Origin of the sequence: Dietzia sp. B19 (genome assembly GCF_014145155.1) — a bacterium.
In the GTDB taxonomy this organism is placed as follows: Bacteria; Actinomycetota; Actinomycetes; order Mycobacteriales; family Mycobacteriaceae; genus Dietzia; species Dietzia natronolimnaea.
Genome location: NZ_JAALED010000506.1, coordinates 1 through 10,416, shown reverse-complemented (window position 1 = coordinate 10,416; position 10,416 = coordinate 1). Strand labels below are relative to the sequence as shown.

Sequence of the window (10,416 nt, the reverse complement as noted above, 5' to 3'; positions counted from 1 at the left end):
TGGGAGCCGGTGACCGGCCATCTCATCCCCCGAGCGACTGAAGGTCCCATGACAGTTCACGAATCCGTCGACCGGAACACCGGGCAGTCCGGCGGGCTCCCCGGCAGCTCGGGGTCGGTGCCGGATACGGAGAAGGGCGCCAAGGGCGACCTCCTCGAGGGCCGGTCCTCGCAGAAGGCGGACGCGGTGTTCCGGGGCGTCACGGTGGCGGCCGGCGCCGTCATCGTCGCTCTCATCGCCCTGATCGCGATCGTCCTGGTCATGCAGGCGACGCCCTCCCTCCTGGCGAACAACGTCAACTTCCTCACGTCGTCCGAGTGGAACACGAGCGATCCGGACAACATGCGGTTCGGCATCCTCGACATGTTCAGGGTGACCGTGCTGAGCTCGCTCTTCGCGTTGTTCCTCGCCGTTCCGGTGTCCATCGGCATCGCGACGTTCCTCGTGCAGTACGCACCGGCCCGGCTGTCGAGGTCGCTGTCGGCGCTCATCGACCTGCTCGCGGCGGTCCCGTCGATCATCTACGGCATGTGGGGCCTGATCGTGCTCGGGCCGTTGTTGGTCCCGTTGTCCACGTGGCTCAACGAGAACCTCGGATGGATCTTCCTCTTCGGCGACGGCAACGTGTCGATCGCCGGCGGCGGGACCATCTTCACCGCCGGGGTGGTCCTGGCGATCATGATCCTGCCGATCATCACCTCGATGTCGCGCGAGACCATCCGCCAGACCCCCTCGCTCCACCAGGAGGCCGCCCTCGCCCTGGGCGCCACCAAGTGGGAGAAGATCCGGATGACGTGCTTCCCCTACGCCAAGTCCGGCATGATCGCGGGCTCCATGCTCGCGCTCGGCCGGGCGCTCGGCGAGACCGTCGCGGTCCTCATCATCCTGCGGGCCGCGAGCGCCCCCGGCACGCTGTCGCTCTTCGACGGCGGCTTCACGTTCGCCTCCAAGATCGCGTCGGGCGCGGCCGAGTTCAACCACCCGCTGCCGACCGGTGCCTACATCGCGGCGGGTCTCGTGCTCTTCATCCTCACCTTCTTCGTCAACCTCATCGCACGCTCCGTGTCCGGTGGAAAGGTCAACGGCTGATGACACAGGCAACTCCCGACCTCGCCAAGCCCGCCAAGCCGTCGGACACGTTCCTGCCGATCGCCGGCAGCCGCAGGATCAAGGACAGGGCGGCGACGGTGATCTTCTCGCTGTGCTTCGTGCTGGCCGTCATCCCGCTGGTGGCGCTGCTCTACAAGGTGATCGAGTCCGGTATCCCCGCGGTCATCAACCCCACCTGGTGGACGAACTCGTTCTTCCTCGTCTCCCCGTCCTCGATGGGTGGCGGTGTGGGGCACGCCATCTACGGCAGCCTCGTCCAGGCGATCATCGCCGCGGTCATCTCGATCCCGCTGGGGGTGGCGGCGGGCATCATGCTGGTCGAGTACCCCGAGTCGAGGCTGGCCAAGCCGACCACCTTCATGGTCGACGTGCTCGCGGGCGTGCCCTCGGTCGTGGCCGCCATCTTCATCTTCGGGGTCTGGGTTTCGGTGCTGAGGTTCCAGCTCAGCGCGTTCGCGGTGAGCCTGGCGCTGGTGTTGCTCATGCTGCCGCTGATCGTGCGCTCCACCGAGGAGATGCTCAAGCTCGTCCCGGACGAGCTCCGTGAGGCGTCCTACGCGCTCGGCGTGCCCAAGTGGAAGACCATCGTCAGCATCGTGGTCCCGACCGCGCTGTCGGGCATGATCTCCGGGGTCTTCCTCTCGATCGCCCGGGTGATGGGCGAGACCGCCCCGGTACTGATCCTCGTGGGGTACACGGCGAGCTTCAACTACAGCCTCTTCGAGGGCAACATGGCCTCGCTGCCGCTGCTGATCTTCAACCAGCTCTCGAACCCGACGGAAGCCGGCCAGTACCGGATCTGGGGCGCCGCCCTCACCCTGATCATCATCATCGCGCTGGCGAACGTCCTCGCCACGTTCGCCTCCAAGGCGCTCGCGCCGAAGACCAAGTAAGGACCCTGTCATGGCCAAGCGACTCGACCTCGAGAACGTCGACATCTTCTACGGTGACTTCCACGCCGTGAAGGACGTCGACCTCCACGTCCCCCCGCGCTCGGTGACCGCGTTCATCGGCCCGTCCGGCTGCGGCAAGTCCACCGTGCTCCGCTCGCTCAACCGCATGCACGAGGAGATCGCGGGCGCGTACGCCACGGGATCCATCAAGCTCGACGGCGTGGACATCTACGACAAGAAGGTGGACCCCGTCGCCGTCCGACGGACCATCGGCATGGTGTTCCAGCGGCCCAACCCGTTCCCGACGATGTCGATCAAGGAGAACGTCACCGCCGGCCTCAGGCTCCAGGGCGTCAGGAACAAGAAGACCCTGGACGAGGTGGCCGAGAAGTCGCTGCGCGGCGCCAATCTGTGGAACGAGGTCAAGGATCGACTGGACAAGCCGGGCGGGGGGCTCTCCGGCGGTCAGCAGCAGCGCCTGTGTATCGCCCGCGCGATCGCCATCGAGCCCCAGGTCCTGCTCATGGACGAGCCCTGCTCCGCGCTCGACCCCATCTCCACCCTCGCGGTGGAGGACCTCATCGCCGAGCTCAAGAGCGAGTTCACCATCGTGATCGTGACGCACAACATGCAGCAGGCGGCGCGCGTGTCCGATCAGACCGCGTTCTTCTCGCTCGAGGCCACCGGCATGCCGGGCCAGCTGGTGGAGGTCAACTCGACGGAGAAGATCTTCTCGAACCCGGACCACAAGCAGACCGAGGACTACGTCTCCGGCCGATTCGGCTGAGTCGCCGGATACAGCCGAGCGCCCCGGTACCCGCCCACGAGGCGGGTACCGGGGCGCTCGTCGTCGCGGCCCGGCCGGCTGTCAGCTGGGTCCGGAGTTCCCCGGGTCGTCCCCCGAGACGCGGTGCGTCAACGACCTGTCGGTCTCGTTGAAGCGGCGGACCAGCTCCTCGTTGGAGGCGGAGGAGTGCTCGGGATCGTCCTCCGCCAGGGTGGCGTACTCGCCGGTGGCGAGGAAGATCACGCGCTGCGCCACCTCCACCGCGTGGTCCGCGAACCGCTCGTAGTAGCGACCGAGGAGGGTCACGTCGACCGCCGACGCCACTCCCCACTTCCACTCGCGCACGGTGAGCAGGGTGAACAGGTGGCGGCGGAGGTCGTCGACGGCGTCGTCCTGCTGGGCCAGGGTGGCGGCCTGCTCGGCGTCCCGGTTGAGCAGCACCTCGGTGGCGGACCGGCCGAGCGAGACCGCGACCCGGCCCATCTCGGCGAAGTACCCGTTGACGGGCTCCGGGAGCACGCTCTCCGGATGCCTCCGGCGGACGATCTTGGCGACGTGCCCTGCCAGCGTGCCCATCCGGGTGAGGTCCTGGACGAGCTGGATGGAGGTGACCACCTGCCGGAGATCACGGGCGACCGGCGCCTGGAGGGCCAGGAGCGCGAACCCGCGTTCCTCGTTCTCGGTCGCCAGCCGGGACATCTCCGTCGAGGACTGGAGAACCCTCTCGGCGGCCACGAGGTCGACCTGGAGGAGGGCGTGGGTCGCCAGCTCCATGTCGTCGGTGGCGAGGGAGCACATCCGGGCCATCGAGGTGGCCAGATCCGCGAGTTCTTCAGAGTAGACGAGACGCATGTGAACCAGCATACGGGCATGTCAACCGCACTATCGATACCGGCGATGAACGGCCGATGAACAGGGGGACACGTCATCCGCGCCGGTGCCGGAGGCGCCGGTTCAGCCGCCCGAGTTCTCCGCGTCCGCACCCTCGAGAGCCACCGCGTCGTCCTCCGGATCGTCCAACCACCCCTCGGGCAGGAGAACCCGGGAGGGCGATCCCTGGCGGCCGCGCGGGCCGTACCCGTCCGCGGGGAAGGGCTCGTCGGCGGGGAGATCGGCGAGCATCTCCGCGAGGTCGTCCAGGGTGCGGACGGCTGCCAGGGCCACCCGCTTGCCCGAGCCGGCAGGGAACCCCCGCAGGTACCACGCCACGTGTTTGCGGATGTCGCGCATGCCCTTGTTCTCACCGTGGTGTTCGGCGAGGAGTTCGCCGTGGCGGTACATGATGCGGCCGACCTCGCCGAGCGTGGGCGGGGCCGGTGCCTCGCGCCCGTCGAGGGTGGCGGCGAGCTCGGAGAAGAGCCACGGCCGGCCCAGACAGCCCCGGCCGATCACGACGCCCTCGCACCCGGTCTGCTCCCGCATCCGGACGGCGTCCTCGGCGGAGAAGATGTCGCCGTTGCCCAGCACCGGGACATCAGAGACCTCGCCGATGTGCTCGACCAGGCGGGAGATCTGCGACCAGTCCGCCTCGCCGGAGTACCGCTGGGCGGCGGTCCGTGCGTGCAGGGCGACGGCCCTGGCGCCCTCGTCGACGGCGATGCGGCCGGCGTCGAGATGGGTGTGGTGCTCGTCGTCGATCCCCACCCGCATCTTCACCGTGACCGGGATATCGGTGCCCTCGGTGGCCCGGACCGCCGCTGCGACGATGGAGCGGAACAGCCGCCGCTTGTAGGGGATCGCCGACCCGCCGCCGCGTCGGGTGACCTTGGGGACCGGGCACCCGAAGTTGATGTCGATGTGGTCCGCCAGGTCCTCGTCGACGATCATCTTGGCGGCCGCGTAGGTGTACTCGGCGTCCACCGTGTACAGCTGCAGGCTGCGCGGGGACTCGTCGGGCGCGAACGTGGCCATGTGCAGAGTTCCCGGCTGGCGTTCGACGAGCGCCCGCGCCGTCACCATCTCGCAGACGTAGAGCCCGGACACCGAACCCTGCTGCTCACGTTCGAGTTCGCGGCACAGCGTGCGGAAGGCGACATTGGTGACGCCCGCCATCGGCGCCAGGACGACCGGTGAGGCGAGCTCGAGGGGGCCGATGCGCAGGGCGGGCCCGCCGGTGGCGGTGGGTGCGGACATGATCCGAGTGTCCCAGCGCGGGGCGGGCCAGGTCCAATGGGGGCGCCCTGTGCCGCCCGGCCGATCGTGGTGCCCCCAGTCGGGCTCGAACCGACGACCTGCGGATTAAAAGTCCGTAGCTCTACCAACTGAGCTATAGGGGCGTCGGTCACGATACCGTCCCCGTTCGCGCCGACGGGCGTCGGCTCGGGCGTGGTTGGTTTAGACGTCTGCTGGGCCGTGCCCTAAACTCGAACCCGCTGCGGCCCGGCGATCCCGGACGTGGCGTACGCCCCCTTCGTTTAGCGGCCTAGGACACCGGCCTTTCACGCCGGCAGCGCGGGTTCGAATCCCGTAGGGGGTACGAGGTCAGGAGTCCCGGTCACCGTTCGTCGGCGGCCGGGACTTCTCTCATCTGCGGGCACGGTGTCGTCGGCCCCCTCTCTGGCGCCCCGGGCGTCGCCACCGGGATCCACCGAACCCGTTCCGAGCTGCCCCGGAACCACCGCCGGTTTCGCGATTTGCGTCCGGCGTGGGCGTCGATTACTGTTCTGTCTCGTGCGAAAAGCACGGCCCTGTGGCGCAGTTGGTTAGCGCGCCGCCCTGTCACGGCGGAGGTCGCGGGTTCGAGTCCCGTCAGGGTCGCAGGAGACAACCGGCGCATTCGGTTTACCGGATGCGCCGGTGGTCTTATGGCCAGGTAGCTCAGTTGGTACGAGCGTCCGCCTGAAAAGCGGAAGGTCGTCGGTTCGATCCCGACTCTGGCCACCGAGAGCGCAGCGCGCCGGAGGGTTTCCCTCCGGCGCGTTCGTCGTTTCGGGGAACCTCCGTCCCTCGTTATAGCGTGGACGCCATGCCATCGACTGCCACCGAGGTCCGTGACGTGCCGGACAGGTCCCGTACAGGAACCCGGTGGGGGATAGTCGCCGCGGTCAGCGGCCTGGTCGGGATCCTCCTCGCGATCATCGTCCCGCTGCTCCCGGTCACCCAGACCACCTCGTCGATCAGCTGGCCGGAGGCCGGGACCCTCGACCCGGTGACGGCGCCCCTCGTGGCCTACTACCCGCTCGACCTGGCGGTGGACGTCCCGTGCGCGGCGGTGGGGGAGCTCCGGGACCAGGGCCGTGAGGACGGGGTGCTCGTGTCCACGGCGCCCCGTCAGGCGGGAGAGAACGCGGGCGCGCGTGCGCTCGTGGTGTCCGTGGCCGGCCCCACCGTCGAGGTGCGCAGCCGGAACGTGCTGGTCGCGGCCGCCCCCACTGACGCGGTCGCCTCACCCGGGGCGTGCTCGGTGATCCGCGTCGTGGCCGACTCCGGTTCGATCGGCGCGGAGTTCGTCGGTCTCGCCTCGGACGACGGGGAGGTGGGCGGGCGGATCGACCAGGATCTGCGGCCGCAGGTCGTCGGGGTCTTCACTGATCTGCAGGGGCCGGCGCCCGAGGGGATGTCCGTCGACATCACCGTCGACTCCCGCTACACCACGCAGGCGACCGTGATCAAGCAGATCGCGATCGTGGTCGGGATCCTCGCGATCGTCGTGGCGCTGGTCGCCCTGCACCGACTCGACCTGCGCGACGGACGCGTCGGACGACGGGTGCTGCCGCGCGGGTGGTGGAAGCCCCGTCCCCTGGACCTGGTGGTCGTGGCCACGCTCCTGGTCTGGCACGTCATCGGGGCCAACACGGCGGATGACGGATACATCCTCACCGAGGCGCGTGCCGCCGTCTCGAGCGGCTACATGCCGGAGGTGTTCCGGTACTACGGCGCCCCGTACGCGCCGTTCGGGATGCCGTACTACCTCTACACGGCGATCAGTTCCGTCACCGTGGGCAGTATGTGGCTCCGGCTACCGGCATTGCTGCTGGGCATCGCGTCGTGGATGCTGCTCTCCCGCGAGGTGATCCCGCGACTGGGCATCGCCGCCCGCCGCGCCTCGGCCGTCCGGTGGAGTACCGCCGCGGTGTTCCTCGCGTTCTGGCTCACCTACAACAACGGGCTGCGCCCCGAGCCGATCGTGGCCTTCGGCGTGCTGGCCACCTGGGTCTCCCTCGAGCGGGCGCTCGCGACCGGGCGGCTGCTTCCCGCGGCCACCGGCTTCATCATCGGCGGGCTCACGCTGTCCGCCGCGCCCACGGGCACCTTCTGCATCGCGGCGATCATCGCGGCCTCCCGGCCGCTGTTGCTGCTGGTGATCCGGCGGGCCCGGCGCGACGGCTGGATCCCGACGGTGGCGCCGATGCTGGCCGCCGGTCTCGGCGTGCTGCACCTGATCTTCCTGGACCAGCCCCTGGTGACCACGCTGCAGTCGTCGGCGCTGCTCGGCGACGTCGGCCCCACCGGACGCTGGTTCGAGGAGGTGTGGCGGTACGAGTGGCTCATGAACCCGACTCCGGACGGGTCCCTGGCCCGGCGGTTCGCGGTCCTGGCGATGTTCCTGTCCCTGATCACGTGCGCCGCGATCCTGTTCCGCAAGGGGCGGATCCCCGGCGTGGCCGTGGGCCCCGCCCGCCGGATCGTGGGTCTTGCCGCCATGTCGATCGCGTTCATGGCGCTCAACCCCACCAAGTGGACCCACCACTTCGGTGCGTTCGCCACGATCGGCGCCGCACTGGCGGCACTGGTGACCATGGCCGTCCTGCCGGCGGCCACACGGTCGCTGCGCAACCGGATGCTGTTCCTCGCGGCGGTGTTCTTCGTCCTGGCCCTGAGCTTCACCTCCACCAACGGCTGGTGGTACATCTCGATCTACGGCATCCCGTGGGGTGGCGTGCAGCCCTCGATCGCGGGGATCACGTTCTCCTCGGTGTTCCTCGGGCTGATGCTCGTCGCCCTCCTGCTCGCGCTGGTCCTCCACTACCGGGAGCCGTTCGTGCGGCCCACGGGGTCGGGGCCCGCCGAGACCGACCGCGGGCCGGTCGTCCGGGTCCTGCGTGAGGTCTCCCACGCCCCACTCGGGCTCGCGGCGGCCCTCGTCGTCGTCGTCATCGTGGCCTCCATGGCCGCCGCGGTCCGCAACCAGTACCCCGCCTACTCGGTCGGTCTGCAGAACCTGCGGGTGTTGTCCGGTAAGCCGTGCGGTATCGCCGACACGGTGCTCGCCGAGCCCGACGCGAACGCGGGACTGCTCGCCCCGGTGGGTGACCCCCGTGACCAGCTCGAGGCGGGCGCGCAGCCGGTGGAGTTCATCCCCGACGGCATCCCCACCGACCTCACCGCCACCCAGGCCGTGGACACCGACACCCCGGGCACCGGGGAGGACTCCGACGCCACCGCCACCACCGCCGGCACCGAGGGCGGGGTGCGCGCGGGGGAGGGCATCAACGGCAGTCACGCCGTCCTGCCCTTCGGTCTCGACCCGGCCCGCGTCCCCGTGCTCGGCAGCTACCAGACCGGCCCGCAGTTCAACGCCGAGACCACCACGGACTGGTACCGGCTCCCCGAACGGGACGAGGAGAGCCCGCTCATCACGATCGCGGTGGCCGGCTCGTTCGCGCCGGACGCGATCCGCGTGGAGTTCGCCACCGCAGCCGACCGGTTCGAGCCGGCCGGTTCGGTCCTGCCCGTCGACATCGGCCCGGCGCCGTCCTGGCGGAACCTGCGCGTGCCCGTCGACACCCTGCCCACCGACGCCACGGCGATCCGGCTCGTGGTGCGCGACCTGGACCCGGACCCGTCGCGGTGGATCGCGTTCACCCCGCCGCGCATGCCGGAACTGGTGACCATGCAGGAGCTCGTCGGTGACTCCCGCCCGGTGCTCCCCGACTGGGCGGTGGCCTTCCACACCCCGTGTCTGCGACCGTTCGAGGAGTACGCCGGTATCCACGAGCTGCCCGAGTACCGGGTCCTGCCGGATCGCGACCTCGCGGTGAGTTCCACCAACACCTGGCAGGCGTGGGACGGTGGCGGGCCCCTCGGGTTCATCGAGTTGCTCCTGGCCGGCGAGACCGTGCCGACCTATCTGGAGCACGACTGGTCACGGGACTGGGGTTCGCTGGTGCGGTACGAGCCGTTGGTGCCCGCGGCCCGGGAGGCGACCATCGACCACGGTGAGGCCGTACGGTCGGGGCTGTGGAACGGGGGACCGCTCGCCAGATGACCGGCTAGCATCGGCCCCGGAGACTTTTTACAAGGAAGTCCAAGTATCCCCTGACGCAGACTGGAGACGAATGATGTCCGTGACCGAGAAGCAGTTCGAGAACATCCTGGTGGAGCAGACCGACCGTGTCGCGGTGATCACGCTCAACCGCCCCAAGGCGCTCAACGCGCTGAGCAGCGGTATGGAGAAGGAGGTCGTCGAGGCGGTCGAGGGCCTCGACTCCGATCCGGGCGTCGGCTGCATCGTCATCACCGGTTCCGAGAAGGCGTTCGCCGCCGGCGCCGACATCAAGGAGATGAAGGACAAGAGCTACCCGGGCATCTACCTCGAGCGCTTCTTCGGCGACTGGAAGCGGCTCACGGGCGCCCGGACCCCGATCATCGCGGCGGTGTCGGGCTTCGCGCTGGGCGGCGGCTGCGAGCTCGCCATGATGTGCGACACGATCATCGCCGGTGACAACGCCAAGTTCGGCCAGCCCGAGATCACCCTCGGCGTCATCCCGGGCATGGGCGGCTCGCAGCGGCTCACGCGCGCGGTGGGCAAGGCCAAGGCCATGGACCTGTGTCTCACCGGCCGACAGATGGACGCGGACGAGGCGGAGCGCTCCGGCCTGGTCACCCGCGTCGTCCCCGCCGCGGACCTGCTCGACGAGACCATGAAGGTCGCCGGGACGATCGCCTCGATGAGCAAGACCACCGCCATCGCGGCGAAGCAGGCGGTCAACCGGTCCTTCGAGACCACGCTCGAGGAGGGGCTGCTCGCGGAGCAGAACGCCTTCTACGCGCTCTTCGCCACCGAGGACCAGACCGAGGGGATGTCGGCGTTCGCCGAGAAGCGGAAGCCCGAGTGGCGCCGCTGAGGGACCAGCCCACGCACGGGCATCTCGCCGGGGGCGGTGGCGTGAGCGGGGACGCCCGCCGCGCCCCCGGTGAGCCCCTGCCCGTGTTGGTCCTCACCGGTTACCTGGGTGCCGGCAAGACCACGCTGCTCAACCACCTGCTGTCCGGCACGCCGGGCCTGCGCATCGGCGCGATCGTCAACGACTTCGGCGAGATCGACGTGGACGCCACGTCGGTCGCGGGGCGCGTGGACTCCATGATCTCGTTGGCCAACGGGTGTGTCTGCTGCGAGGTCGACGCGAGCGAGCTGGGAGACACCCTGGCCGGTCTGGCCGACCCCGAGCACGGGCTCGACCTGGCGGTGATCGAGGCCAGCGGGCTGGCGGAGCCGGCGATCCTGTCGCGGATGGTCCACGAGGTGCCGCGCGAGGTGGTGCGGCACGCGGGGATGATCCAGGTCGTCGACGCCGAAGGGCTCGACGACGCCCTGGCGCGGCACCCGAGGTTGGCGGCGCACCTGGCTGAGGCTGACCTCGTGGTGGTCAACAAGTGCGACCTCGTGGACCGCAGACGATTCGA

Annotated in this window: 8 protein-coding genes and 4 tRNA genes; 9 read left to right on the top strand and 3 right to left on the bottom strand. The window is 69.6% G+C overall.

Annotated elements, in window-relative coordinates:
• Positions 1-48: 48 nt before the first annotated feature.
• The 3 genes from pstC to pstB are packed head-to-tail and all read left to right on the top strand — an operon-like array spanning position 49 to position 2,790.
• Positions 49-1,089, top strand: a complete 1,041-nt coding sequence (pstC, locus tag G6020_RS13900; protein WP_182611016.1) for a phosphate ABC transporter permease subunit PstC — start codon at positions 49-51, stop codon at positions 1,087-1,089.
• The gene (pstA, locus tag G6020_RS13895; RefSeq protein ID WP_179524625.1) at positions 1,089-2,003 is read left to right on the top strand and encodes a phosphate ABC transporter permease PstA; all 915 of its coding nucleotides are present in this window, start codon (positions 1,089-1,091) and stop codon (positions 2,001-2,003) included. Before pstC ends, pstA begins: the two co-directional genes overlap by 1 nt.
• A 10-nt stretch (positions 2,004-2,013) precedes the next feature.
• Positions 2,014-2,790 (top strand): phosphate ABC transporter ATP-binding protein PstB, encoded by a 777-nt coding sequence (gene pstB, locus G6020_RS13890; protein WP_179524626.1) that lies wholly within the window; start codon positions 2,014-2,016, stop codon positions 2,788-2,790.
• 81 nt (positions 2,791-2,871) lie between these two features.
• Here pstB and phoU read toward each other — a convergent pair whose 3' ends face one another.
• From phoU to G6020_RS13875, 3 genes are all read right to left on the bottom strand, one after another.
• Entirely contained in the window at positions 2,872-3,642 is a 771-nt protein-coding gene (gene phoU / locus G6020_RS13885) for a phosphate signaling complex protein PhoU (RefSeq protein WP_182611015.1), read from the bottom strand.
• Positions 3,643-3,744: 102 nt separating this feature from the next.
• A complete protein-coding gene (dusB, locus tag G6020_RS13880) occupies positions 3,745-4,923 on the bottom strand; it encodes a tRNA dihydrouridine synthase DusB (protein WP_182611014.1) in 1,179 nt (392 codons plus the stop codon).
• Between the two features lie 67 nt (positions 4,924-4,990).
• Positions 4,991-5,066: transfer RNA gene (locus G6020_RS13875), tRNA-Lys, on the bottom strand.
• A 127-nt stretch (positions 5,067-5,193) separates the two neighbouring features.
• On the opposite strand from G6020_RS13875, the gene G6020_RS13870 reads away from it, so the two are divergent.
• From G6020_RS13870 to G6020_RS13845, 6 genes are all read left to right on the top strand, one after another.
• Positions 5,194-5,266: transfer RNA gene (locus G6020_RS13870), tRNA-Glu, on the top strand.
• Positions 5,267-5,473: 207 nt separating this feature from the next.
• Positions 5,474-5,547 (top strand) — tRNA-Asp (locus G6020_RS13865).
• A 49-nt stretch (positions 5,548-5,596) separates the two neighbouring features.
• A tRNA-Phe gene (locus G6020_RS13860) sits at positions 5,597-5,670 on the top strand.
• 85 nt (positions 5,671-5,755) lie between these two features.
• Positions 5,756-8,998, top strand: coding sequence for an arabinosyltransferase domain-containing protein (locus G6020_RS13855; RefSeq protein ID WP_182611013.1), 3,243 nt, complete (start codon positions 5,756-5,758; stop codon positions 8,996-8,998).
• A 73-nt stretch (positions 8,999-9,071) separates the two neighbouring features.
• Positions 9,072-9,857, top strand: coding sequence for an enoyl-CoA hydratase (locus tag G6020_RS13850; RefSeq protein ID WP_182611019.1), 786 nt, complete (start codon positions 9,072-9,074; stop codon positions 9,855-9,857).
• A partial coding sequence (locus G6020_RS13845) for a GTP-binding protein (RefSeq protein ID WP_347238382.1) occupies positions 9,845-10,416 on the top strand: 572 nt, incomplete at its 3' end. The genes G6020_RS13850 and G6020_RS13845, both read left to right, overlap by 13 nt.

Excerpts from the sequence above, each read along its gene's own strand:
- G6020_RS13850 (WP_182611019.1), top strand. The coding sequence starts at position 9,072 with ATGTCCGTGACCGAGAAGCAGTTCGAGAACATCCTGGTGGAGCAGACC.
- pstC (WP_182611016.1), top strand. The coding sequence starts at position 49 with ATGACAGTTCACGAATCCGTCGACCGGAACACCGGGCAGTCCGGCGGG.
- phoU (WP_182611015.1), bottom strand. The coding sequence starts at position 3,642 with ATGCGTCTCGTCTACTCTGAAGAACTCGCGGATCTGGCCACCTCGATG.
- G6020_RS13855 (WP_182611013.1), top strand. The coding sequence starts at position 5,756 with ATGCCATCGACTGCCACCGAGGTCCGTGACGTGCCGGACAGGTCCCGT.
- pstA (WP_179524625.1), top strand. The coding sequence starts at position 1,089 with ATGACACAGGCAACTCCCGACCTCGCCAAGCCCGCCAAGCCGTCGGAC.
- dusB (WP_182611014.1), bottom strand. The coding sequence starts at position 4,923 with ATGTCCGCACCCACCGCCACCGGCGGGCCCGCCCTGCGCATCGGCCCC.
- pstB (WP_179524626.1), top strand. The coding sequence starts at position 2,014 with ATGGCCAAGCGACTCGACCTCGAGAACGTCGACATCTTCTACGGTGAC.